Origin of the sequence: Streptomyces sp. NPDC047453 (assembly GCF_040643155.1) — a bacterium.
Classification (GTDB): domain Bacteria; phylum Actinomycetota; class Actinomycetes; order Streptomycetales; family Streptomycetaceae; genus Streptomyces.
Genome location: NZ_JBEYTS010000037.1, coordinates 23,463 through 47,348 on the forward strand (window position 1 = coordinate 23,463; position 23,886 = coordinate 47,348).

Annotated in this window: 16 protein-coding genes and 1 pseudogene; 6 read left to right on the top strand and 11 right to left on the bottom strand. The window is 72.7% G+C overall.

All coding sequences use genetic code 11. The features are described from left to right. Positions 1 to 71 precede the first annotated feature (71 nt). From ABZ818_RS27165 to ABZ818_RS27175, 3 genes are read left to right on the top strand one after another with little or no spacing between them, the layout of a single operon-like run. Positions 72 to 1,355, top strand: coding sequence for a hypothetical protein (locus tag ABZ818_RS27165; RefSeq protein WP_361419830.1), 1,284 nt, complete (start codon positions 72 to 74; stop codon positions 1,353 to 1,355). After that, positions 1,346 to 2,137: an endonuclease/exonuclease/phosphatase family protein gene (locus ABZ818_RS27170; RefSeq protein ID WP_361419833.1), complete on the top strand. Its 792-nt coding sequence runs from the start codon at positions 1,346 to 1,348 to the stop codon at positions 2,135 to 2,137. The genes ABZ818_RS27165 and ABZ818_RS27170 overlap by 10 nt, the downstream gene beginning before the upstream one ends. Positions 2,138 to 2,174: 37 nt before the next feature. Then, entirely contained in the window at positions 2,175 to 2,912 is a 738-nt protein-coding gene (locus ABZ818_RS27175; RefSeq protein ID WP_361419835.1) for a hypothetical protein, read from the top strand. 50 nt (positions 2,913 to 2,962) lie between these two features. Here the strand turns inward: ABZ818_RS27175 and ABZ818_RS27180 are convergent. Beyond that, positions 2,963 to 3,124, bottom strand: a pseudogene (locus tag ABZ818_RS27180) (two-component sensor histidine kinase); the annotation flags it as partial. A gap of 235 nt (positions 3,125 to 3,359) precedes the next feature. On the opposite strand from ABZ818_RS27180, the gene ABZ818_RS27185 reads away from it, so the two are divergent. Further along, positions 3,360 to 4,622 (top strand): DUF418 domain-containing protein, encoded by a 1,263-nt coding sequence (locus tag ABZ818_RS27185; RefSeq protein WP_361419837.1) that lies wholly within the window; start codon positions 3,360 to 3,362, stop codon positions 4,620 to 4,622. 58 nt (positions 4,623 to 4,680) lie between these two features. Here ABZ818_RS27185 and ABZ818_RS27190 read toward each other — a convergent pair whose 3' ends face one another. The 3 genes from ABZ818_RS27190 to ABZ818_RS27200 all read right to left on the bottom strand — a co-directional run bounded on the left by ABZ818_RS27190 (position 4,681) and on the right by ABZ818_RS27200 (position 12,830). Continuing rightward, the gene (locus ABZ818_RS27190; RefSeq protein ID WP_361419840.1) at positions 4,681 to 8,736 is read right to left on the bottom strand and encodes an endo-alpha-N-acetylgalactosaminidase family protein; all 4,056 of its coding nucleotides are present in this window, start codon (positions 8,734 to 8,736) and stop codon (positions 4,681 to 4,683) included. Positions 8,737 to 8,804: 68 nt separating this feature from the next. Continuing rightward, the gene (locus ABZ818_RS27195) at positions 8,805 to 11,537 is read right to left on the bottom strand and encodes a family 20 glycosylhydrolase (RefSeq protein WP_361419843.1); all 2,733 of its coding nucleotides are present in this window, start codon (positions 11,535 to 11,537) and stop codon (positions 8,805 to 8,807) included. A gap of 252 nt (positions 11,538 to 11,789) precedes the next feature. Beyond that, the gene (locus ABZ818_RS27200; RefSeq protein ID WP_361419846.1) at positions 11,790 to 12,830 is read right to left on the bottom strand and encodes a LacI family DNA-binding transcriptional regulator; all 1,041 of its coding nucleotides are present in this window, start codon (positions 12,828 to 12,830) and stop codon (positions 11,790 to 11,792) included. A gap of 318 nt (positions 12,831 to 13,148) precedes the next feature. Between ABZ818_RS27200 and ABZ818_RS27205 the strand changes: the two genes are divergently transcribed. Then, on the top strand, positions 13,149 to 14,960 hold the full coding sequence (locus ABZ818_RS27205; protein WP_361419849.1) for a glycoside hydrolase family 35 protein: 1,812 nt from the start codon (positions 13,149 to 13,151) through the stop codon (positions 14,958 to 14,960). A 49-nt stretch (positions 14,961 to 15,009) separates the two neighbouring features. Here ABZ818_RS27205 and ABZ818_RS27210 read toward each other — a convergent pair whose 3' ends face one another. The 3 genes from ABZ818_RS27210 to ABZ818_RS27220 all read right to left on the bottom strand — a co-directional run bounded on the left by ABZ818_RS27210 (position 15,010) and on the right by ABZ818_RS27220 (position 17,419). Next, positions 15,010 to 15,843: a maleylpyruvate isomerase family mycothiol-dependent enzyme gene (locus ABZ818_RS27210; protein ID WP_361419852.1), complete on the bottom strand. Its 834-nt coding sequence runs from the start codon at positions 15,841 to 15,843 to the stop codon at positions 15,010 to 15,012. A gap of 153 nt (positions 15,844 to 15,996) precedes the next feature. After that, the gene (locus ABZ818_RS27215; protein WP_361419855.1) at positions 15,997 to 16,791 is read right to left on the bottom strand and encodes a maleylpyruvate isomerase family mycothiol-dependent enzyme; all 795 of its coding nucleotides are present in this window, start codon (positions 16,789 to 16,791) and stop codon (positions 15,997 to 15,999) included. After that, complete coding sequence (locus tag ABZ818_RS27220) at positions 16,742 to 17,419, bottom strand: TetR/AcrR family transcriptional regulator (protein ID WP_361419858.1); 678 nt, start codon at positions 17,417 to 17,419, stop codon at positions 16,742 to 16,744. The genes ABZ818_RS27215 and ABZ818_RS27220 overlap by 50 nt, the downstream gene beginning before the upstream one ends. A 241-nt stretch (positions 17,420 to 17,660) precedes the next feature. Here ABZ818_RS27220 and ABZ818_RS27225 point away from each other — a divergent pair, with 241 nt between their 5' ends. Next, entirely contained in the window at positions 17,661 to 18,197 is a 537-nt protein-coding gene (locus ABZ818_RS27225) for an RDD family protein (protein WP_361419861.1), read from the top strand. Between the two features lie 293 nt (positions 18,198 to 18,490). Here the strand turns inward: ABZ818_RS27225 and ABZ818_RS27230 are convergent, their stop codons facing one another. The 4 genes from ABZ818_RS27230 to ABZ818_RS27245 all read right to left on the bottom strand — a co-directional run bounded on the left by ABZ818_RS27230 (position 18,491) and on the right by ABZ818_RS27245 (position 23,388). Beyond that, complete coding sequence (locus ABZ818_RS27230; protein WP_361419864.1) at positions 18,491 to 20,086, bottom strand: class I adenylate-forming enzyme family protein; 1,596 nt, start codon at positions 20,084 to 20,086, stop codon at positions 18,491 to 18,493. Positions 20,087 to 20,212: 126 nt separating this feature from the next. Beyond that, entirely contained in the window at positions 20,213 to 21,208 is a 996-nt protein-coding gene (locus ABZ818_RS27235) for a UbiA family prenyltransferase (protein ID WP_361419867.1), read from the bottom strand. 75 nt (positions 21,209 to 21,283) lie between these two features. Further along, a complete protein-coding gene (locus ABZ818_RS27240) occupies positions 21,284 to 23,044 on the bottom strand; it encodes a CoA transferase (protein WP_361419870.1) in 1,761 nt (586 codons plus the stop codon). Continuing rightward, the gene (locus tag ABZ818_RS27245) at positions 23,041 to 23,388 is read right to left on the bottom strand and encodes a hypothetical protein (protein WP_361419873.1); all 348 of its coding nucleotides are present in this window, start codon (positions 23,386 to 23,388) and stop codon (positions 23,041 to 23,043) included. Before ABZ818_RS27245 ends, ABZ818_RS27240 begins: the two co-directional genes overlap by 4 nt. Between the last annotated feature and the right edge of the window lie 498 nt (positions 23,389 to 23,886).

Consider the following 23,886-nt stretch of genomic DNA (forward strand, 5'->3'; position numbering starts at 1 on the left):
GGACGACCAACCGGGCATCCCGGGTCTATCCTGGCGCTCTCGCCGCGCGGGCGCGTCTTCGGGGGGACAGGATGGCCCACACCAATCGAGTACGTCCCGACACCTCGACCCCGACCGCGCCCGGGGACACCGCGAACCCCGCACAGCGGATCAAGGCCGCGCTGGTCTCCCTCGGCCCGTTCAGCGCGGCTCTCGTCGCCTACAAGGCCTTCCTCGACTACGTACTGCCCGAGGACTGGTTCAGCGTCGCCGTTCTCCGCTATCTGTTCGCGGGTCTGTGCGCCCTGTGCATCGGTCTCGCGCTGCGCCTGGCCGGGCAGCGGTACGCCGGTGAGGCTTCTGCGCCCGCACTCGCCCCGCCGCCACCGGGGTCCGCGGCACCGTCCGTCAGGCGTGTGGTCGACGACTCGGCACACGGTGTGCTCGCCGAGTTCCGCGAGGTGCGCCACCGGGGCGCCGATCTGGCCGGCTGGTCGCAATACCTGAACGACCATCACGTGCCGCCCACGGCGGTCGGCAGCTCGTACGGCCTGCGGATGATCACGGCGTTCGACGTACGCGACCCCCGCATCAGCCGGCGTCGCGTGATCGACTCCCTGCTCGCCCTGCAGAAGCCGGGCGGGGGATGGGCCGCCAGCACCCAGCGCGACCGGGGCAGACCCGAGATCACCGCGTGGGTTCTGGCCGCCATGTTCCGCGGCGGCCTGGACAACGCGACCAAGGCCGAACTCGTCGCACTCCTGGAGCGGATGCTGGATCCGCAGGAGGACCCCGTCGGGATGAACCGTACGACCGTTCTCACGGTCGCGATCTCCACACTGGCGGAGGTGGCTCCGGCGTCACCGAAACTCCCGTGGCTGGCCCGCCGGCTGCTCGACGGGGCCCACCGGGAGGACGACGGGGCGGCCCCTGTCGCCCACTGGGGTGAAAACCTGCACAGTGCGGCGAAGTCCGCCGCCCACACGGCCCGTGCCGCGCTCGCCCTCCACCGAGCCGCCGGCGTCCTCGCCGACGGGGCGGTGTACAGGAACGCGGCCCGGTCCGGCGTCCGCTGGCTGTGCGCCGCGGACCTCGACCTGCGCACCACGGACGAGCAACTCCGCCGCCCCGTCGACGACGGCACGGTGGACGCGCTGCTCATCGGACACTTCACCGCGGCCTGGGTCGCGCGGGCCCTGATGCTTCCCGGAACTCCCGGCTGCGAGGAGAAACTGAGGGGAGCCGTGGTCGACATCCTCAAGAACTACAAGGACGGCGCCTGGCGATGGCACGACGACACGAGACCGATCTGGATGACCTATCAGGGCACGAGCACTCTGCGGGACTTCGCGCTGAGGACGACGGCATGCCCGTAGCCCCGCGTCCCGACCACACGCTGACGGTCGCCAGCTGGAATCTGCACGAGGGAGTTCCGGCGTCGGGAGGAACGGATCCGTGCTCCGCCGGCGTTGCGGAAGAGGTGGTCCGTTTCCTCACGCACCAGCGCGTCGACATCGTCGCCTTCCAGGAGGTCGGATTCGACGACCGCGGGACGTCGGAACTCCTCGACCACATCATGAGGAGGACGGCGCTGCGGCACACCGCGGCCCTTCCGCTGCACGAATCGTCCTTCTTCCCGGGCCGGCTCAGCGGGGTGGCGGTGGCAGGCCGGTTCCCGTTGAGCCGGTACCGGCAGCACCGGCTGCCCAACCCCGGTCTGCGCACGACGATCGAGGGACAGGAGATCCACAGCCACGACAAGGGTCTGGTGACGGCCACCTTCCCGCTGGAGGGAACGGAGGTCGACGTGACCTCACTGCACGTCCTGCCCTTCTACCTGTTCCGCCGGGACCCCGACGAGGCGGAGTTCAAGGAGGTCTGGGACTCGCTGGCCGGGGAGCTCGGCCGCCATGCGAACAGCCGCCTCACGCTGGTCTGCGGGGACTTCAACACACCGGAACGCCGACTGGTCCTCGGCGCGGGCACCCTTCCTCTCGCCAGTTCGATCGACGGCCGGCCCACGTACAAGGACCGGTCCGTGGACGACATCCTCTACGGGCCCGGCATCGCCGTGAACCGCACCGAGGTCGTCGACAACTTCTCCGACCACAGGGCGTGCGTCGCGCAGTTCCGCCTGCCCACCGGTTCCGGCCGATGAACGACACTCATCCACTGCGAGCATCCACGAGGCAGGCATGGGAACAGCCCACATCACGGCGGCCCGGCGGACCCTGGCCGAAGCGGTGGGACGCGATATGGCCGAGGACCGGCTGCTGGACGCCGCCCGAGCGGCCGTCGCCGAACTGGCCCGCCCCGGAAGGATGGTGGAACTGGTCACCGAACTCGCCTCGGGAGCGGGCGATCCGGCGGCCTGCGCGCGCCACTCGTACCGTCACGTCCTCGGCTTCCGCAAACTGCTGCTGATCGACGGAGGCCACCGGCACAGGCTGCGCGCCCACCTGTGGCAGCCGGGGGTGGAGAGCGCCGCCCTGGAGGACATCCACAACCACCGTTCACCGCTCGCCTCCTGCGTCGTCAGGGGACGGCTGAGCATGGAACTGTACGAGCCGTCCCGCGACGGCGGCATCACCGCGACCCGGTACCGCGAATCACTGTCGGAACACGACGCCCACTGGCAGCTCACCGCCCTGGGACCGGCGCGGCTGCGGTCGCTCCACACCGCCCGGTACGCCGCGGGCTCCTCCTACGCCCTGCCCGCGCACACCTTGCACCGCGCATGGTGCGACACGAGCGAGCCGACCGTGACGCTGTTCCTGGAGACGGGTGGCGGACGCAGCCCGCACACCGATGTGTTCACCCGGTCGGACACGCGTCCCGGCACCGTCGAGAAGGAGCCCCTGAGCGAGGACGACTACCTGTCCGAACTCTCCACGCTGGCTGGGGCACTCGGGGTCGGCGCCCGGGCCGCCTGAGGCCACGCCGTCCGACGGCTCCGCTGCCCCGGTCCGCTTGCCGCGGGTGGTCACGACGGGTCGCCGGTCGGCAGTTCCAGGAGGAGTTCGTAGCCCCCGTCGGCCGTGGGCCCGGAGGTGACGGTGCCGCCGAGGAGTTCGGCGCGCCGGCGCAGGCCGGCCAGGCCGTGGCGGGCGCTGGGCAGCGGGAGGGCGAACCGGGCCGGCGAGGACGTTGCGTGAAGCTCCCCGCGGACCAAGGCCTCGTCGTCGACCACCCCTACCGGGATCACGTGCGCTCCGCTGGTCGAAGCCCCGTCGCTCGATCGGTATCACGCAGGGTGTCCGCCCGCTCGTGGACCGCAGGCACCTCCCGCCGACCGGCCGGGGCGGCTCCGGCCGGGCGGCCGGGTGTCTCCCGAAAGGGGACATGTACGTCGTGCCGGTTATTTGGCAGAGTCTGAGGGCATGACGCAGAACGCATCGTTGTACGTGCCGTCACAGGTGCCGACCGGGACGAGGGCCGAGCCGACCGGTACCCGCGCCGGGCCGCCGTCGACGGGACGGCTGATCGGCATCGACCTGGCGCGCGGACTCGCGGTCTTCGGCATGTACTCCGCCCACGTCGGCCCCGACGTGACCGTGGGCGGACCGGTGGGGTTCCTGCTGGAGACGGCACGAGGCCGGTCCTCCGCGCTCTTCGCGCTGCTGGCCGGCTTCTCGCTGATCATCCTGACCGGCCGGCCGCGCCCCCGGACCGGCCGGGCCGGCCGGCAGGCGATGGCCAGGATCATGATTCGCGCCGGCGTGCTCGTCGTGCTCGGCTACGCCCTGACCGCCCTCGACACCGGCGTCGACGTGATCCTCAGCTTCTACGGACTGCTCTTCCTGGCCGTCCTGCCGTTGTACCGGCTGCGGGCCGGGGCCCTGGCGCTCATCGCCGCCGCCGGTGCGCTGGTCCTGCCGCAGATCCTCTACGTGGTGCGGAAGTCGATCGAGGAGGGGCACTGGGCGGACGCGGTCGTCGCCCGGGACCCGCTGGCCCGGATCACCGGCACGCTCGGCGTCATCGAACTGTTGTTCACCGGGGGGTATCCGGTCCTCGCCTGGGTGCCGTACCTGATCGCGGGCATGGCGGTGGCCCGGCTCGACCTCACCCGGCCCGGCGTCCGGTCCCGGCTGGCCGCCGCCGGCGGCGCCCTCGTCCTGCTCGGCTACGGCGGTTCCTGGCTGGCCCTGCGCCTGGTCCCGCGCGCCCTGTCGGCCGTCTCGGCCGCCACGGACGGTGGCGTGGCGAACTCGGCGTGGTGGTCCGACCGGGTCGGCGAGACCGGGCACCACATCCCGCCCGCCTGGCTGCTGGTGGCCGCACCGCACAGTGAGACGACGTTCTCCATCCTCGGCAACACGGGCGTGGCCCTGGTCGTGATGGCCGTGTGCCTGACCGTCGCCGCCCGGCTGCCGCGGCTCACGCGCGCGGCCAGGCCCGTCGCCGCGGTCGGCATGATCGCGTTGACCGTGTACGTCCTGCACATCGTCGCTCTGTGGCTGCTCTCCGACGTCTGGCACGTGGCCGCGATCGAGGACGACGGCATGTCCGCGCTTCCGGTGCTCCTCGCCTTCATCGCCGCCGCCGTGCTGCTGGCCATGGCATGGACCCGGCTGTTCCGGCGCGGCCCCCTGGAGTCCCTGCTCCACCTGGCCTCCAGCCCGGCCCGGCACATCCCCTAGACGGCCCTGCCGCCACCGGTGGTGAACACACCGGTGGCGGCAGGGCCAGGAGGTGCCGCTACGGCCGGTCGGCCGGCGGGTATCCGGTGGGCAGGTCCACCGGAGTGCCGTACACGCGCATCTCGGCGGCGGCCGCGAACGGCTGGCCGTTGAGAGCGTTCAGCGCGGTGAATCTCACGTAGGAGGCACGCACCGAGGGGAAGGAGATCCGCTGCATCTGCGGCGAGTCGACGAGGGTGCCCCTGGCCACCGTGGACCAGGTGCGGCCGTCGTCGGAGACGGCCACCTCGTAGCCCGCCACACGGCCGTTCTGACCGCCGCTCTGCCGGTCGAGGTAGCCGAAGCCGTTCACGTCGGCCGGACCGGCCGGCTTCAGCGTCACCCAGTGCGGGTACGGCGCGTTCCCGTGGCTGTAGTCGGTGTGCCAGATGGTGCCCGGGTCACCGTCCAGCACGTTGGACACCGGGCCCTCCGCCGGTCCCGAGGAGAGGTTCTCCGAGTCGGCGGTCGCCGTCATCGAGCCGGGCGAGAGGACCGGCACGGTCGAGACCGACGCCCTGGCGTCCGCCGACACCGTCTTGGTGACGCCGGAGTCGGCGTAGATGGCCGTCGCCTTCCAGGTCGCCGACGTCCCCGCGGCGCTCGAGGGCGGCGTGAGGATCCAGGTGGTGCTCACAGTCGCGCCCGGCTTCACACTGTCGAAGAGGTTGCCGTCGCGCTTCTCGACCATGGCGGTCCAGCCGTCGGGCAGGCCGTCGAGCCGCAGGGCGACGTTCGTGACGTCGCTCTGCTCGTTGTTGGTGAACGTCGTGACGTACTCGCCCGGCACGCCGGGGCTCAGGTCGGCGCCGGCCGGAGTGGTCACGCTCGCGCAGGCGGCGCCGCCGCTCACCGGGCCGAGGTCGGTCACGCGGAAGTCGTCGAGGACGAAGTCCGTACCTGCCGCGCCGCCGAGCTTGCGCAGGCCGACCCAGGTGTCGCCGCAGCCGGCGACGATCTCCTTGGAGTAGGTCGCGGTGTCCAGCGCGGGGGCGAGCGTCTCGCGCGTGATGTCCTTGGACACGGCCTTGCCGTCCCCGACCCGGTCCGCTCCTGTAACCCAGGCCCACTGGCCTTCGACGTTGGTCTGGTAGCGGAACGAGACCGCGTACTTGTGCCCGGCGGTGAACGGCACCGTGGCGGGGACCGTCCGGTACACCAGTCCCGTGTTCTCCTCGTGGGCCTTCAGCGAGTGCTTCCCACCGATGACGTCGTCCACCGCCTGGCCCTTGAGGGTGCCCGAGGCGTAGGGCGAGTAGGTGTTCTTCCAGGTCTTCTGGCTGTACGGGGCGTGCAGCTCGCTGACGCTGGTGCGCGGGTCGGTGGAGCCGCCCGCGTCGCCCTTCACGAACGGCCCCCAGCCGGGCTGGTTGCCCTCGAAGTCGTCGTGGGCGACCACGGTGCCGCCGGACGGGCCGTCCTCGCCCCGCGGCAGCGGCGTGGAGGTGTCGGCCATGATCCGCACGTCGTCGAGGGTGACCGCCGCTTCCCCGGCGGCCGCTCCGATCGCCACGGTGACCTCGCCGTCGGCGGGCGCGGTGAAGGCGACGGACGCGCGCTGCGCGTAGGTGCCCTGCTTGGAGTCGGCGGCCATGGTGTTCCGCAGCGGGGTGGTGTCGAAACCGTTGTGCGCCTTCACCCCGTCGCCGGTCACGCCCAGTGCGACGGCGCGGCGCTGCCCGGCGGCGACCTCGACATGGGCGCTCAGCGTGTACCGCCGGCCCGGCCTGAGGTCCTTGACTTGCTGGGAGATGCCGGACTCGCCGGCGCCGAGCCGCACGACGTTGTCACCGGTGGCGCTGCGCGCGACCGCCGCCCCGCCCCGCGGGTTCCAGGCGTCCAGGTTTCCGGCGTTGAAGCCGGGGTCGGCCAGGCCGGTGCCCTCGCCGTAGTGCGCGTCCCGGTGCGGGGCCTGGTTCCCGTTCGGCACCAGGACGTAGGGCTGGTCCTTGTCGCCGGTGAGCGTCACCCGCCCGTCCTCGGCCTTCACCTGGGCGGCTTTCACCCGGCCCTGGTCGGTGAGCTTGTACAGAGTGAAGTTGCGGGTGGAGGCGAACTGCCGGGTCAGGTCGAAGGTGCGGGTGCCGCCGGAGGCGCTGTAGTAGTACATCTTGTCGGCCCGGCTCGGCGAGGAGGTGCCGTTGCCGCCCTTCGCCTCGCCCCAGGGCAGCAGATAGGTGTCGCCGTCGAGCACGACCGCGCCGTCCATCGACACCTGGCGCTTGCCGTCGGCCATCGCGACCCGGACACCGCCGGTGAGGGTGGCGGACTTGCCGAAGTCCCAGTTCATGACCTGGTAGTGCTGGAGGAACTTGGTCGGCAGGTTGTCGGTCCAGATGTTCCGGTAGAAGGCGTTGAAGTCGTCGTGGCCGGTCCAGCCCTCGAACTCCTTGACGCTGGCGCCGCCGAGCAGCGGGTCCACGTTCCACACGTCGCGGTCGGAGTTGGCGATGAACCGGACGATGTTGGAGTTGATGCCCTTGTTGGTGGCGCCGCCGTAGCCCTTGTCGCTCGCCCAGTGGGACCAGGTCGACGTGCCCTCGAACTTGTAGGCCCACTCGGTCGCGACCTCGAAGCCCATCGTCCGCAGCCGCGCCGCCAGTGAGTCGGCCAGCCAGCCGCTGGAGTAGTAGACGTCTATGTAGAGGCCCTTGAGGCCCGGAGCCTCGCGGCGCAGCTGCTCGAACCGGTCGAGGACGGCTCCGGAGCCCAGGTCGGCGCGCTGGTCGATGTGGTACGACTGGTTCAGCCAGTTCCAGCCGTTGACCTGGCCCTTGACGAGGGCCTCACTGAAGTTCCTCGCCTGCGGGTACGCCTCGGTGGCGTTCACGTGCACGGCGAAGTCGGAGTTGTACTCGGCACCGGCCTTGGTGAGCTTGTTCAGGTCGGCGAGCCCGCCGGCCCGGGTGTTGTAGTTGCCGCCGTAGTCCGGGTGGGCCGAGTCGTGGCCCTCGCTGCCGTAGCCCTTCTCCAGGACCCACTGGCCGAGGTCGTCCGTGGCCATCGAGACACGCTTGACGTTGTCGAGCGTCTTGAGGAACGGATTCGTCGCCTGGCTGGCGAAGTTGAAGGGGATGTGCTGCACGACGCGCTCGGGCACCCGGTCCGCGCCGAGCGGCCGGGGCATGTGGTCGCGGTAGGCGATGGCGCCGTCCTGCCAGTCCACCCGGCCGTCGCCGTTGGCGTCCGCGGCGAGCACGACGGTCGCCTTGGGCAGGGCGTACGTCCTCACCCGTGGGTCGGTGGCGCCCCGGGGCGCGTAGGTGTAGGTGCCGGCCGACAGCTCCGCGCGCCGGGCGCCGTTGCCGGCGTCCACGATCCGCGACTGGAGGCGGGTATTCCAGTTGTCGTTGTTGTTCTGCGCGGAGTCGTCGGTGGCGTTGGTGATGATGCCGCCGGCCAGGTCGCCGTTGCTCACGAAGCCGTACGGCGTGCCGACGGCGGCCTTGTCGGGGGCCGTGGCGGCGGTGACCGGGACGAACTCGTCGGCCGTGGTGGTCGAGTTCGTCGAGATCTTCGTACGGGCCAGGGTCGTGTGCGGCGAGGAGGAGTCGGCGGAGACGAGTGACTGGTCGGGGATCGACAGCTGGTCGACGGTGGAGGCGGCGGCGCCCTCGATGCTCTTCACCGCGAAGACGACGGTCCGCTCCTCGGTCACCGTGATCGTCGAGGTGATGGTGAGGTCCGGCAGATCGGCGAAGACCGAGGTGTAGACGGCCTGGTTGCCGTTCGCCGTCATGGTCGTGGTGGCGGTGTGCGCCGTGCCGTTGACGATGAAGGTGTCCAGGGCCCGCGCCTGGCCGCCGAGCGTTCTGCCGCCCATCGTGTACGAGATGACCTGCGGGAACTCCTTGGCCACCTGGACCGTCAGGCCGGGACCGGTCAGCTCGACCGGTGTCGCGGGGTGGTCCGGGGGAGCCGGCGCCGCCGTCGTGGGCGCGGCGGCCGGGCCGGCATGGGCGGGAAGGGCGCCGGCCGACAGCGTGCCGAGCGTGAGCAGCGCGGCGGTCGCCGCGGCGACGCCTGTTCTTGACCGGGGCGTGCGTCGAGGGCGTTGCGGGTGGATGGCATCCACGGTGGGGCCTCCTGATGACTCCGGTACGGGAGAGCGAGGAAGACACGGCCCTTGTCGGGGCCGGTGGGTCAGGGGGCCGGCGTCGCGTCAACGCCGACCTCGGCGACGGCGGTCCACGGGTTGCCGTTCACCTCGGACAGGGCGACGAGCCTGAGGTAACGCGCCGTCGTGGTCGGCACCGGCACCCACTGGGCCTCGGCGGCGTTGGGGAAGGTGCCCTTGGCGACCGGTTCGCCCCAGGTGCTGCCGTCGGTGCTCAGGTAGATCTCGTAGTCGGCGATCCGGCCGTTCCCGGAGCCGCCGCCGCTGCCCTGCCGGGGCAGGTAGGTGACGGCGCAGACGGACTTCGCCGCGCCCAGGTCGAACCGGATCTCGTGCGGTGGACGCGGCTCGTTCCTCGACCACTCCGTGTGCCAGTACGTCGCCGGGTTCCCATCGATCGCGTTGACGGCCCGGCCGTCCTCCCCGGCGGTCTCCTGGCTGTCCGCGTAGGTGACGGCGGTCGGCCGGGTCGATGTGTCCGCGCAGCTCAGGCGCAGCTGCGCCGAGGCGGCGACCGTGTGGCGGACGCCCTGCACGGTGGAGTCGACCACGGCGCCGAGGGAGGCTGTCCCGGCCTGCGCCCGCTGCGGCGGCGTGGCGGTGAAGGTGGCGGTCCAGGTCGCCCCGGGCGCCACGGTCGACGCGGTCGCGCCGTCCGGGGTCACCGTCCAGCCGGCCGGGGCGGTCGGCCGGACCTCGACCGAGGAGGCGGGTGTGGCGGTGGTGTTGGCGACGGTGACGGTCAGCGTCGCGGTGCCGCCCGGCACGACGGTCGCCCGGTCGGCTGCCGCGGACACCCTCAGCACCGGCGCCAGGGTGAACACCGTGGCCCGGTGGCCGTCCGGCACCTGCTGCACCAGGCGGCCGTCGTCGTCGAGGACGGCCACCATCCGGGTGATCGCGTTGGTGAGGGTGACACCGCCGTCGGCCGCGGTGGCCTGCCAGCGCTGCAGTCGGTTGCCCGCGGCGCAGGTCTGCGCGGTGATCGGGGTGCCGGGCTCGAGCGGGGTGTTGAGGTAGCGGGTGCCGACCCGGGACTCCGCGCAGCGGCCGGTGGCGGCGTTGCGCAGCGTGTAGTAGCCGTCCGCGGTGGTGCCGAGGTCCCACGCCGACTCCGCTGCGCCCATGGTCAGCGGCGCGCCCTCGGCGGCCGTGGCTGCGGACAGGAACGCGTCGCCGCGTGCAAGGGTGTACGTGCCCGGCTGGACCGGCGTCCGGTCCACGTTGTCGAACCCGGGCGCCCGGCCGACCGCGTTCACCCGGGCGGTGAAGGCCGCGTAGTCCGGGTCGGGTTTCGGCCGGCCCCAGGTGACCTGGGCGACCAGGCGCAGCGGCGCGAAGACGTCGGACTCGACCTCGTTCTCGGTGTTGCCGGAGCCGTTGTCCGGCCACATCGTCAGCTTGGCGCCGGTGACGCCGTCGGCCGACGGGACGGTCTCGCCGAGGAAGTTCCGCGGGTCCCAGCCGTCGTCGTACAGCTTCCGGGTGTTGACGCCGTAGCTGCCACGGACGTGGTACAGCGCGTTGCTCGCGTTCATCAGCCGGTGCCCCTGGGCCAGCAGCCGGCTGGGCTTCAGACCGGAGTTGGTCCAGTGCTCGACGACGATATCGGGGTTGAGCGGCACCGTCGCGGCGGAGGTGATGCCGTCGTTCCAGATCCGCAGCGTCTTGCCCTTGGCCCTCACATGGGCGTCGACCCGGTTGACGAAGTCCACGAACGCGTCCTGCGGCACGGCGTCCGGGCCGAACTTCTCCTTGGCGTACGCCGCCATCTGCGGGTACCTGGCGTAGTCCGAGCCGAGCATGTACTCGTCCGCGCCCATGTGCCAGTACGGCGTGTCGAACACCGTGAAATACTCGTCGATGATCCGGGTCAGGAAGGTGAACGCCTCGGGCTTGGTGATGTCGAGGCGGCTGACCTGCTTCTGCCCGGCGTTGTCGGTGAGTTGCAGGTCGGGGCGTTGACGGATCCACGGCTCGATGTGGCCCGGCGAGTTCACCTCGGGCACCAGCGTCACGTGGTAGCGGTGCGCGAGCCGCTGGAGGGCGGCGATCTGAGGCTTGGTGTAGTAGCCCCATTCGTTCGCCTCGGGGTGGGTGCTGCTCTTCACCTTCAGCTCGATCCACAGCTGATTGAGCTTCAGGTACGCCGCGTCCTTCACCAGCCGCTCCAGCGACGGGGTGGAGACGTTGATGATGCAGGCGCAGACGCCGACGCCGCGTTCGGCGTACCGCGGCACGTCGACGGCGCTGCCCGCCGGTACAGCCGAGCCGCTGTGGAACATCTGCAGCAGGGTGCGGGTGCCGTAGAACGCGCCGGCGTCCGTCCGGGCGGTGACGGTGGCGGCGGCGCCGACGGTGAGCGTGTAGCCCTCGGCGCCCAGATCGGTGCGGGAGGTGTCCAGCCGCAGCACGATGTCGCCGGCCTTCGCCGCTTCGGTGCTGTGCACCACGGGCGGCCGCTTGCCGGTCTGCACCGCGATGTCGTCCGCGAACGTCGCGGCCTCGTCGTGCGTGGAGGTGGCGCGCGGGTCGACCAGCACGCGGCTTTGGCGGGTGAGGTGGAAAGCCCCCTCGGCGGGCTTCCAGTCGGGCAGTGCCGGGACCGTCACCGGCGCGGTCGTCGCGTCCGGCGCGGCCTCCGCGCGTGCGGGGGCCGTTAGCGCCGGGGCCGGTGTGGCCGTCAGCGTGGCCAGCGCGGTGACCAGGGCGGCCAGCGTGCCGACGCGGCGCCGGGACCTACGGGATCGGGGTCTCACAGGACCGTTCCTCCTCGGGTCGGGAGGGGCGCAGGGGGCAGGGCTTCACCTGGCCGCCTCCTCATGACGCTGATGGGGGCGGGGGAGACAGTAGGGGAATGGCATCGCTAACACCAGATGCCGTTTGCGATTCCCTGTTGGGGATGGCATCGCCGTGCATCGTCGGAGAGCACTGCCGGCCGTCCGCAGTCGGCCGCAGCCGGGCCGGCCCGGTCGGGCACGGACAGGCCCCGACCGGGCACGGCAGGCTTTCTACTGGTCGCCGCGTCGCATCGGCGCGGTGCTCGCGCGCACGATCAGGGCCGGCTCGACGGACGCGGGTTCGGGAGCGGCGTCCGGGTTCTCCAGATGGCGCATCAGATGGGAGACGGCGAGAGCTCCCATCTGCGTGAACGGCTGGGCGACGGTGGTCAGCGACGGCGAGCAGTACTCGGCCAGGGCGATGTCGTCGACGCCGACGACCGAGATGTCGTCGGGCACCCGCCTGCCGAGCTCGTGCAGCGCCCGGATCACTCCGAACGCCATCTCGTCGCTGGCCACGAAGACGGCCGTGACGTCCGGGATCCGGCCCAGGACGAGGCCGTTGCGGTACCCCGACGCGGGCGACCAGTCACCCTCCAGCTCGGGCGGGACGCTCCTGCCCTCCGCCTCCAGCGTGTCGCGCCAGCCCTGGGTGCGGCTGACCGCGTCGAGCCACTCGCGCGGCCCGGCGACGTGCCAGACCGTCTCGTGCCCGAGGTCCAGCAGATGCCGGGTGGCCAGGCGTGCGGCCTGGGTCTGGTCTACGGCCACCACCTCGGTGGCTGAGGTGCGCGACCCGTCGATGGTGACGGTGGGAACCGAGCCCGTGAGCTGCTCGATCCGCCTGCTCACATGGATCAGCGGGACGGCGAGGACGATCCCCTCGACACCCTGCTCCTCAAGGCGCGCCAGCGCTCCCTCGATGGCGGAGGTGTCCAGGGAGGCGGTGGTGGCGGTGGAGACCGAGTAGCCCGCCTCGCGCGCCGCGTTCTCGATGCCGTACAGGACGGCGGTGCGCGAGTAGAAGGTGGTCTGCAGTGTCACCACGCCGATGGTGCGGCTGCGGCCGGACGACAGCATCCGCGCCGCGTTGTTCTTGCGGTACCCGAGCTGGTCGACGGCCGCGAGGACCTTGGCCCGCGTCCTCTCCCGCACGTTGGGGTGGCCGGACAGGGTCCGCGACACGGTCTGGGGGGAGACCCCGGCGAGCCGGGCGACATCGGTCATGCCCGGGGGCCGTGCGGCGCCGTCGTCTTCGCTCCGCTTCTTCATGCGTTCCCTCGTCCGCTCATCCCACCGCGATGATAGCGCCCGCACGACGGTGTCCATGCTGCTCGGAGTGCCTTTGCAGCGGAGGCACCTCCCATTGGCATCGCTATCATCCTGTGTCATAGTTCCGGCACGTCAGCGTGTCCCGGCCGTGCGGCGGACCGCAGGGGAGCCGGGTTCCGCTCCCCCACCCCATGTCGAAGGAGAGGCCGTGAGGAAGCCAACCACGCGCAGGGCGGCAGTGGCGAGCGCGGTCCCGCCCGGACCCGTTCCCGCGCGCCGCCCCCGCCGTCGCGGGCCGGCCTCGTGCACCACCGCACCATGAGAGAGGCACGCCCCATGCGCCGGCCGACGCCTGCCCTGTCCCACCCCGACGGCGAACTCCTGCGGCACGGCAGCCCGCACCGCGTCCTCGCCGGGTCGCTTCACTACTTCCGGGTCCACCCCGACCAGTGGCCGGACCGGCTGGCACGACTCGCCGCCATGGGGCTGAACACGGTCGACACCTATGTGCCGTGGAACTTCCACGAGCGGCACCGGGGCCGGGCGCGCTTCGACGGCTGGTGCGACGTGGAACGGTTCCTCCGCCTCGCGCAGGAGGCCGGGCTGGACGCGATCGTGCGACCCGGCCCGTACATCTGCGCCGAATGGGACAACGGCGGGCTGCCCGCCTGGCTGACGGGCACCCCGGGGATGCGGCCGCGGTCCTCGCACGGCCCCTTCCTGGACGCGGTGGCGGGCTGGTTCGACCAGTTGATCCCGCGTCTCGCCGCGCTTCAGTCGGCGCGGGGAGGGCCCGTCGTCGCGGTGCAGATCGAGAACGAGTACGGCAGCTACGGCGACGACCACGTGTACCTTCGCTGGCTCCGCGACGCCCTGGTGGAACGCGGCATCACCGAACTGCTCTTCACGGCCGACGGCCCGACCGAGCTGATGCTCGACGGCGGCACGCTGCCCGACGAGCTCGCGACCGCGACGTTCGGCTCCCAGGCGGCCGAGGCCGCCGCACTGCTGCGGGCGCACCGCCGCGGCGAGCCGTTCGTCTGCGCGGAGTTCTGGAACGGCTGGTTCGACCACTGGGGGGAGCGGCACCACGTCCGGTCGCCTCGGAGCGCTGCGGGGACACTGGGCGACATCCTCGACGCCGGTGGCTCGGTGAGCCTCTACATGGCCCACGGCGGCACCAACTTCGGACTCTGGGCAGGCGCCAACCACGACGACGAGGCCATCCAGCCGACCGTGACCAGCTATGACTCGGACGCGCCGATCGCCGAACACGGCGGGCTCACCCCGAAGTTCTTCGCCCTGCGCGACCGGCTCGGCGCCGTGACCGGCCTCCCGGAGCAGCCGCCGCCCGCCGATCCCGCGCTGCTGGCACCCCGTGTCGTCCCGGTCGTCCGGGGCGCCGAACTGCTGGGCGGGCTGGAAGCCGTCTCCCGGGCGGTGGACTCACCCCACCCGCCGAGCTTCGAGGAACTGGGGCAGTCCTCCGGCCTGGTGCTCTACCGTGCGGACCCGAAACTCCCTGAAGGCGCCCTCGAATTGACCGTCAGCGGACTGCACGACCGCGCCCAGGTCTTCGTCGACGGCGCCCCGGCCGGAGTCGTCGACCGGGAGGCCGGCTCGCTCACCCTCCACGGCACGGGGCGGCGGGTACGGCTGGAACTCCTCGTCGAGAACCAGGGGCGGATCAACTACGGCCCGCTCCTCGGCCAGGGCAAGGGCATCCTCGGCCATGTCCGGGTGGGACGCCGGATGGTCCACGGCTGGACGACGCACCCGCTGCCGCTGGACGAGTGGTCGGCGGAGGAGGTCGACCGCGCGGCGTCCGCCACCGACCCGCGGGGCACGGCCGGATTCGCGACGGCACGGTTCACGGTGGACGAGCAGGCGGACACCTTCCTGGCGTTTCCCGGCTTCGGCAAGGGGTTCGTCTGGATCAACGGCTTCCTGCTCGGCCGGTACTGGGAGATCGGCCCCCAGCTGACGCTGTACGTCCCGGCGCCGCTCCTGGTGCCGGGCGAGAACACCGTCACCCTGCTGGAGCTGGAACGCCTCGGGGAGCGGATCGAGTTGCGCGACGCGCCGGAGCTGGGGGAGGCCGAGGAGTACGTCGAGACCTTCTCCTCGTAGCGGCGCCGACAGGACGGCCGGGGTCAGCGCCGCAGGGGAGCCGGGCGGATCAGGGTGCCGTGAACAGGTTCGGGAAGCGCGGCGCGAGCCAGGGCCTGCGGCCCCAGGCGATGACGTGCCCCCGGGCCATGGCCCGCCACGGGTTGAGGCGGCCCAGCGCGATGAGGAGGAAGGCGACCGGTTCGATCAGGATCGTGCAGTCGGGCCGGATCGCGGGCCCTGGGGTCACGTGCACGGCGCCGTCGTCGAGAGCGACGCCGAACGCGGCGCCGCCGCGCAGGCGGATGGCGTAACGCGCCGTCATGCCCGCGGCGGACGCCGCGGTGACCCTCGGCATGACCAGGAGCATGAACGGCATGCACAGCCCGACACGGGCACGGTCGACCATGTGCGGGCGGCCCAGCGCCCGGGCCAGGTCGTAGCCGTGGCCCAGCATGTGCGTCAGGAGGTAGGACGCGAACGTGGCCCTGTTCATGCGGCCCAGTGGCGTGACGAGCGCCGGGTCGTCCGCGGCGCCCTCGTCCGCGGCCCGGTCCACGGCGTCCAGGAACGCCTCGGCCTGTTCCACGATCATCGCCGCGAGCGGCTCGGGCCGACGCTCCTCGAACGCGGCGAGGGCCCGTGAGTTGGCCGCGGCCAGGCTCCGCGGTGTGCCGTCCCCGTAGGGGCGTTCCCGGCCGCGCGCGAGGTCGGCCATCAGCTCGTTGGCCAGCGCCAGATGGGCGGCCGCCTCGCCGACCGTCCACTCCGACCGCGGAACGGGAAGCGCCGGGTCGGCCGCGCCCCGCAGCAGTGCGGCGATGTCACCGGCGGCCTCACGTATCGCTTCCGCGAGCCCTTCGGGCAACGGCCGCCCGTTGCCCGGCCGCACTGTGGGATGCACGCCCTTGGACCCCTTCCTGTCTCGTGTACGCGCGGTCGAGTTCCCGCTGTGAACGGGGGCCGAGCGTACCGGGTCGGGCAGCCGGCGGGTCGGTACCGCGACGGCTGCCCCACGATCCCGGCCGAGTCCGCTCCCAGGGCGCCCGACGGGGGATCAGAAGACGATCCGGGCCCGGCGGGCGGCTACGAGGGCGGCGTCGGATCCGGAGACCAGTTCCAGCGGCACGTCCGGATCGCGTCCGGCCAGGCCGCGCAGATAGGCGACGGCGTCCGCCCGGACGACCGACGCGGGCTCGCCCGAGCCGATCAGCCACGTGCCCCCGGCGGGCCCGGTGAGCTCCAGCACGACGGGTGCCCCGGACCAGGTCAGGGCCAGGTCGCGGATCACCTGCTCGACGATGAGCCGGTCGTGCTCCCCCAGCACGAGGGGCTGCCCCGTGGCCCGTGCCAGGTCGACGCGGTGCATCCACAGGTCGCGGTTGTAGATGGTGTCGAGCAGATGGCCCACGGACATCCGGGGTGCCTCGGCCACGCCGGTGGCGACCCTGGCGCGCCGCATCAGTCCCGGGCGGCGCCGGCGGGCCTGTACGGCGCGGGGCCACAGCAGCGCGAACCGCTCGGCCAACTCCGGTCCTGAGGCGGTGGCGTGGTCGGCGATCTGGGCCGCCATGTGCGCGTCGACCGGGCCCATGCCCCGGTGGCGCCGCCTGCCCGTGATCTCCCTGCGCACCATGGTGGCCAGGGAGATGTTGTCCTCGCACTGGGCGACGAGGTGGGAGACCAGCGTGCGCACGTCCCACTCCACGCAGTCGGTGGGACGGTGCCAGTCCTCGTCCCCGAGCTTGTCGAGTACGTCCATGGCGGCCCGGCCTTCCGCCTCGGCGATCGCGACCGACTGGTCACGGCCGGTCTGCGGCAGGCGTGCGCCCTCCCCGTAGGTCTGAGTCATCGCACTCGCCCTCCTCGGGGGCGTAGAAGTGGAAGAACATGTCGACCGTCGTCCGGGTGAGCCGGGTGAAGCGGCCCTCCTCGACCCGCGCGGACGGTTCGTTGGCGAGCTGCTGGCTGATCACGCCGGCCATCAGCGCCGTGTAGAGGGCCATCCCGTCCTCCTCGGCGGCGGCGGGCGACAACTGCCCGGCGCGCACCGCGGCCTGGAGGGCGGCCCGCAGGAGTTCCAGTTGCCGCACCGCGGGTTCGAAGGCCCGCGGGGTCGGTTCGAATCCGGGCACGGGCCGCCAGTACAGCAGTTGTGCCAGGACCGGATGGGCCATCGCCCAGGCGACGGTGGCCTGCTGGCCCGCCAGGAGGGCACCGCGCGGATCCCGGGAGAGCATGGCCCGGTACGGCTCCAAAACGTCGACCGTCTCGCGCATCCCCCGCTCGAACAGGGCGTCGTAGACGGCCGTCTTGGACGGGAAGTACTGATAGAGCGAGGGCGGCCGCATGCCCATCCGCCGGGCCACCTCGGCCATGCTCAGCGCGGCCACGCCTTCTTCCGCCATCACCTCGAGCGCGATGTCGAGGATCTCCCGCACGGTGTCGTTGCGCCGGCGCAGCCTCCGGTCCTCCCTCATGTCCCTAGGAAAACCTAATGGGCGTAGGGGAGTCAATACCCCGTCAGTTCCACGATCGGACACGCGGGGGAAAGGGCGTGCGTCACGGGGCAACTGCCAAGATCGCCCGGAGCGTTGACGTGCGGGCAGGACTCCGCGACCCTCCAGTGACCGTGGCTCGCTCCGACCGCCCCGCGGATCGCGGACGGCTCGCGTCACGCCAGCACCCGCTCACCGACCTTCCGACGACCCAGGACCGCACATGAGCATGTACCAGTCCCCGCAGCAGCAGCCCTACGGATACTGGCAGCCGACGTACCCCCCGCCCGCCGGGCCCGCTCCGGTGGGCCCGCCTCCCGGGGCCCTCGGCAACCAGGGCGCGCGGCTCGCCGCCCGCTTCCTGGACGGGGTGTTCATGCTGCTGGCGCTGCTGCTCGTGGCCGGGCTCGTCGTCCTGATCCAGAACCTCACGGTGGACAACGACAGCATCGGCATGGTGGCCGGGGTGATCGGATACTCCGCGATCGGTGTGGTCCTGCTCTGCTACGAGCCCGTCATGCACTGGAAGTCCGGCGCCACCTACGGCAAGCGGATCTGCGGGTTGCGTGTCGCCCGGCTCGACGACGGGCGGCACCTCTCCTTCGGACGCGCGTGGCTGCGCTGGTTCACCAGCTTCCTGATGGGATTCGTGCCGTTCCTGGGCCTGGTCGACGTGCTGTGGTGCCTCTGGGACAAGCCGTTCCAGCAGTGCCTGCACGACAAGGCGGCCAACAGTGTCGTCCTGACCACCAGAGTCTGAGACCTCGGCGCGCGTCGGCGGACAGGACCTGTGCGCGGCGATCTCGGCCGAGCGGACGGCGGCCTCGCTGTCGGGGCGGAGCATCACCCAGTCGCCGGCGACCACGGACACGACCTCGTCGTCGGGCCGCTCCAGCAGGTCCGGGGAGGCGTACGGGGAGGCGAAGAGACTGATCGGACCGCGGCCGGGCGGAACCCGGTCGGGGGCCTTGACGTGGTCGAGGACCGTGCCGGCGAACACCCGGTCGTCCAGGGCCGGGACCTCCAGCGCGTAGGACGGCTCGCGGGTGCGGATCAGGTCCACCGTCCGGTGCCGTAGGGCGCCGCCCCGTCGAGCAGCCGGTCGCGCAGTTCCTGCCGACGGACCTTGCCCGTCGCGGTGAGCGGGAGCTGGTCCAGGGGCAGCACCGTCGGCTCGCCGAGCGGTGGGAGGTCGGTCACGGCCCGCTTCCACGCGTCGAGGTCCAGCATGCCGTCCCGGGTCACCAGGACCGGCTGCGGCAGTCCTCTCGTACGACCGAGTACCACCGCCTCGACGATCTCCGGCAGCCGGTCGTGGATCACGTCCTCGATCTCGACGCAGCTGCCGTCGGGGATCGTGTCCACCTCGCGGTCGAGCAGCAGCAGCCGGCCGGAGCGGGTGATGAGGCCGAGGTCCCCGGTGGTGAACCAGGGACCGGACAACTTGGCGCGCATCCGCTCCGGTTCGCTGACGTATCCGGCGCACAGCGTTCTGGTGCGGGCCTGCACCAGGCCGGGCCTGCCGCGTCCCACCGGCTGGAGGGTCGCCGGGTCCACCACGCGCAGTCCGGCCTTGCCGGGCACGGTCCGCCCCAGGTCCCGGGTGGTGGGGTGGCGCTCCCCGCTCGCTCGTACCGATCTGCGCGTCAGGCAGCGGAAGGTGAGCGGCCCGGTCTCGGACTGCCCCCAGACCTGCACCCACAGCGGCAGTCGGCGCCGGGTCGCGGTCAGGAACGTCCGTACCGTGGGCGGGTGGACGGCGTCGAAGGCGTTGACGTAGAGCCGGACGTCGTGGAAGGGGTTGTCCGGCGACGCCGCCAGCGGCTGCCAGCGCACGAAGGCCGAGGGCGCGGCCTCCAGCATGGTCGGCGGATGGGCGCGCAGGACGGGTTCGGCGAGCCGGGGGTCGTAGCCGTCCAGGATCACCGCCGCGCGCGGGGCGAGCCAGAACACGCTGATCGTCCAGGCGAGGCCCCGCCCGTGCGCGTACGACGCCGCCTGGGCGACGGTGTCGTCACGCCGGGTGGACACCAGGGGCAGGCGCCGGGCCTCGGCCGCGGCGATCCGGTGGATCAGCGTTCTGGCGGAGTGCCGGACCAGCTTGGGGATCCCGGTGGTGCCCGAGGTGTGCATGATGGCCAGGGTCAGGTCGTCCGGGCGGGGGCGGGGCGGCGGCGTCCGGTGGCCGCGCACGTCCGCGAGCGTGATCGCGCACGGTGCGGGGGCGTCGAGGGTGAGGGTGCGGCGGGTGAAGGCGGTGAGGTCGGTCTCCGCGCCGCGCGCGGCCGCCAGGGTGGCCGAGGTGGTGACCAGGGCCTTGGCGTCGAGGCGTTTGAGCAGCACCTGGAGCGTCTCCACCGGGAGGCGGTCGGAGATCAGCGCGGGCACCGCGCCGATGCGGGCGGCGGCACAGGCGAGCAGGACGTAGTCCCAGTGGTTGGGTTTGATCACGGCGACCCGGTCGCCCGGCGTCACGCCCAGCCCCTCGAGCCAGCCCGCGGCCTGGCTCACCAGATGGGCCAGGTCCGGGATGTCGTACGTCGTCCCGCCGTCGGCCGCGATGTCCAGCGGCCGGCTCAGATGGACCGTCGTTCCGGTGCCGCGGTCGGCCAGGACGTCGAAGAACGGTCCGGGGGCGAGGAGTTTCATCGGGTGACCTCCGAGGAATTCCGTTACGCGCACGGGAGCTGATGGAAGGTGAGGCGCGGCGGGTCGGGCGGGCCTCCGCACGGAGCGCGGGGACGCCGGCCCGGGTCCTCGCCCCGCCCTTCCGGCTCAGGCGAGGCCGGTGATCGTGAGATTGACCGCCACGAGTGTGACGACCAGGATCCGGTGGGCCCGGATGCCGATCAGCCGGCCGCGCAGGACGTCACCGCGCACCATGCCGACCGTGAACTGCCGGACGCGGGTCGCCTTCAGCGGGACGAAGGCGAGCGGGAACCACCACGGGGCGAACCCCAGCAGCGGCGCGGTGACGATCGCCGCGGTCTCGAGTACCGACAGCGCGCCGATGAACAGGCGGTTGCCGCGCAGGGACAGCAGACACGCGGCGGTCGGCCGGCCCACCGCGCGGTCACCTGCGACGTCGTGGGTGTTGGAGTACACGCCGAACAGGACCGGACCCAGCCCGAACAGGAACGCCTCCACGGCCGCGAGCCCGGTCGCCTCCCCGGTGAGCAGGCCGAACAGCGGCAGCACGAAGGCCCAGCCGACCACGGCGAGGAACACTTCCTGGAATCCCCGGTAGCTGAGCCGCAGGCCCCACGAGTACTGCGGGACGACGACGGCGGCGGCCACGAGGGCGAGCACCGCCCACAACGGGCGGTGCGGCGCCCAGACCAGCGCCGCCGTCCAGCACAGACACCCGGCGACGAGCGCGCACCAGGCGAAACGGACCGCGGCCGCTTCGGTGAGCGTCCCGGCCGGCAGCGGCTTGCGGGCCAGTGCCCGTGCCGGCGCGTCGGGGCCGTGGTTCGCGGCGTCGCTTCCGTCCCGGTAGCCGGTGACGTCGCCGAACGCGACGGCCGCCGCCACCAGGCACACCTCGCCGAGCAGGAACGCGAGCAGTGTCGGCAGCGACGCGCCGTCGAGTCGCTGGGACGCGGGGAGCAGCGACCAGACGACGGCCGGGCTGAGGTAGTAGTCGACCATGCCGAGCCTGGCCGGCCGGAGGTAGGCGGGCAGCCGTGCCCCCGGGTGCCGGCCGGTGCGGACGCCGGCCTCCTGGGGCGGCGGCTCCGTGGCGGTTCCGGTACTGAGCTCACTGGTCATGGACGCTCCCTGTGGTCGTGGCGTCGGGCGTCCGCGGGGCGCGGAGCAACGGTGTCGCCGTGGTCCAGGTCTCCGTCATGCGGTGAACTCCCAGGGCGTGCCGGGCAGGACGCAGCCGGCCCGGGTCAGTGCGGCGCCGAACCGCGGGTCCGCGGCGAGCTCGGTGAGGTCGGACGTCAGCGGCACCGACGGCCCGGGACGGCGGGAGGCGGCGGCGCCGGATCCGTGCCGGGTCAGTACGGTCGCGGCGGAGAGCAGGGAGGTGTCCACACGCAGGAGTGGGGCGCTGCCGTGTCTGTCGCGGCCGCTGGTGGAGCGCGCCGCCAGCGCGGCCAGCACCCCCTCGGCGCAGACCAGTCCGCCGAGCACGTCGAGCAGCGTCATCAGCGAGGGCGTCGGTGGCTCGCCGTGCCGCGCGGTCAGCCCGGCCAGACCGCTGCCCGCCTGCACCAGGTAGTCGGTGCCGAGCGGCGGGGTGGGCCCGAGGGCCTCGCCCCAGCCGGACGCCCAGGCATGGACGAGGCCGGGCCGGGCACCGGCCAGATCGGTCGCGTCGAGGTGCCACGCGGCCGCCTTGCCGGGGGCCCAGTCGTGCAGGAACACATCGGCGTCGCGGACGAGTTCGCGGAGCGTGCCGCGGCCGCCCGGGGTCCGCAGGTTCGCCACCACCGCGTCCTTGCCCTGGTTGAGCGCCAGGAACCGGGCCGAGCAGCCGCCGACCAGCGGCTCGGTGCCGCGCAGGGGGTCCCCGCCCGGCGGTTCGACCTTGATGACCCGGGCCCCGAGCCGGGCGAGTACGTGCCCGGCGAGCGGCCCCTGCACCCGTCCGGTGGACTCGACGACGACCAGCCCGGCGAGCGGCCCGGACACCGTGGGGGAGGCCGTGGCGGGCGAGGGCACGGAGGGCCCCGCCGCGGTCCGCCGGTCCGCGGGCAGCGCGCTGACGGTCCATGGGGTCTCGGGCAGGGCGCCCGGCTCCGGTGCGTCGGGGCCGCGGACGGGCAGCACGCTGACGTCGGTCCGGGCGCCCACGGAGCGGATCACCTGGTAGGAACGCCGCGCGGCGACGCGGTGCAGTGCGGCGGGCAGCGGGCAGACGGCGGTGGCGAACCGGTTCTGGAACGGCGACCAGCCCCGGCGGATCGCGGTCCGCTCGGCGTCGAGGAGGGTCCAGAAGCTCTGCCAGGCCTCGGCGTCGAGTGTCTCGATCTCGAACCTGACCCCGTCGGCGCTCGTGAACGGCGGTGCCGCGGCGTCCGGAGCGGGGGACGTCATCGGCACCGGCATGTTCGAAGGGTGCGTACGTGCGGCGCTCGCCATGGCCAGGTACTGGCCGGTGGCGAGGAGCGCGCCCTGCGCCACCGAGGTGCGCACCCGGCCGATCCGGGTGCCGCGCGTGGCGGCGTGGAACGCGGCGAGCATGCCGGTCACGGCGAGCACCCCGGCCACCGTTCCGGCGTAGTCGAGGCCGAGCGGCGTGGGCGCCCCGTACCGGCGCCCGTGGATATGGGCGATGCCGCAGGCGGACTGCACATCGGCCTCGCTCGCCAGGGGCAGCGCCACCGGGCCCGCCCAGTCGATGGCACAGGTGAGGCTGCCGGCACCCGTAGCGGCGACGAGGGTGCCCGCGTCACCGGTGCCGTGCCCCGGACGGGTGTCACCGGTGCCGTGCCCCAGGCCGGCGGTGGCCGGTTCGCAGCCGAGGAGCGCCAGGTGGTCGGCGGCGACCGCGAGCGCCGTCGAGCCGCCCGCGGCGCTCACCTGGATCCCGGCCAGCGGCCGGTGCGGTTCGGGCGCCCGACGCGCCTCGGTCCGTACGCACGCGTCGACGCTCACCGGGACCGCCGCCCCTGCACGGAATAGATCACGCACGAGCCGGCCCGGAACCGCGGATGCCGCATCACCTCGCGCACCTCGGCGAGTTCGGCGTCGGTCCTGCCGGCGGCGACGAGGCGGTCACGCAGGTGTAGCACCAGACGGGAGTGGCGCGCGGGCAGCCGATGGCAGCCGTGCGGGAACGGGTACGCCTCCAGCGGGAGCAACTCGTTGCTGAACACGACGACCTGGTTGGTGTCCGGGATGTCACGGACGCTGCCGGGGGCGTTCTGCGCGACGGCCGGGCCGACGCCGGCGAAGACGACTCCGGCGGCCGGCGCGGTGGTGAGCGCGGTACGACGCATGGGATTCACCTCTCGGGACGGGGGGAGCCACCGACCGTTGCAGCGGCTCCACGCGGTCGGCTCAGAACGGCTGGGGCGCGGTCGTCGCGCTCGTCGCCTGGGCCGACCCGAGCCGGCCAGACCGAGGACGCCCGCGAGGGACGCGGCGGCCAAGGCGGCGGCGAAGCGCTTGCCGACAGCGGTGCATGAAATCTCCTTGGACATCTCGGGCCCGTTGCCCGACGACACACACAGAAGATCACATTGAGCGACAGTCAGCTTGCTTTCCGTGTCGACTCCGTTCGTGGTCGCGCTGCGGCATCCCCGCCGTGCGGCCCGGGTTCGCCGCCGGGACGGCCGGTTCCGGGCGCACGCGGGTTTCACTGCGCTGAGTGAGCACGATCGCCCGGTCGGAGGCGCGCGGCCTGTCGGCCTCCGGGGCCTGCGGCGGCCCGGCGCACGATGCACAGCGGTGGCGGCCGCCGGCGAGCCGTCGGGCCCGCCCGGTCACCGGGGCCC

Bases quoted from the DNA above. Each gene is read 5' to 3' on its own strand.
- ABZ818_RS27230 (WP_361419864.1), bottom strand. From the start codon at position 20,086: ATGAAACTCCTCGCCCCCGGACCGTTCTTCGACGTCCTGGCCGACCGC.
- ABZ818_RS27175 (WP_361419835.1), top strand. From the start codon at position 2,175: ATGGGAACAGCCCACATCACGGCGGCCCGGCGGACCCTGGCCGAAGCG.
- ABZ818_RS27185 (WP_361419837.1), top strand. From the start codon at position 3,360: ATGACGCAGAACGCATCGTTGTACGTGCCGTCACAGGTGCCGACCGGG.
- ABZ818_RS27235 (WP_361419867.1), bottom strand. From the start codon at position 21,208: ATGACCAGTGAGCTCAGTACCGGAACCGCCACGGAGCCGCCGCCCCAG.
- ABZ818_RS27225 (WP_361419861.1), top strand. From the start codon at position 17,661: ATGAGCATGTACCAGTCCCCGCAGCAGCAGCCCTACGGATACTGGCAG.
- ABZ818_RS27165 (WP_361419830.1), top strand. From the start codon at position 72: ATGGCCCACACCAATCGAGTACGTCCCGACACCTCGACCCCGACCGCG.
- ABZ818_RS27215 (WP_361419855.1), bottom strand. From the start codon at position 16,791: ATGACTCAGACCTACGGGGAGGGCGCACGCCTGCCGCAGACCGGCCGT.
- ABZ818_RS27245 (WP_361419873.1), bottom strand. From the start codon at position 23,388: ATGCGTCGTACCGCGCTCACCACCGCGCCGGCCGCCGGAGTCGTCTTC.
- ABZ818_RS27170 (WP_361419833.1), top strand. From the start codon at position 1,346: ATGCCCGTAGCCCCGCGTCCCGACCACACGCTGACGGTCGCCAGCTGG.
- ABZ818_RS27200 (WP_361419846.1), bottom strand. From the start codon at position 12,830: ATGAAGAAGCGGAGCGAAGACGACGGCGCCGCACGGCCCCCGGGCATG.
- ABZ818_RS27205 (WP_361419849.1), top strand. From the start codon at position 13,149: ATGAGAGAGGCACGCCCCATGCGCCGGCCGACGCCTGCCCTGTCCCAC.
- ABZ818_RS27220 (WP_361419858.1), bottom strand. From the start codon at position 17,419: ATGAGGGAGGACCGGAGGCTGCGCCGGCGCAACGACACCGTGCGGGAG.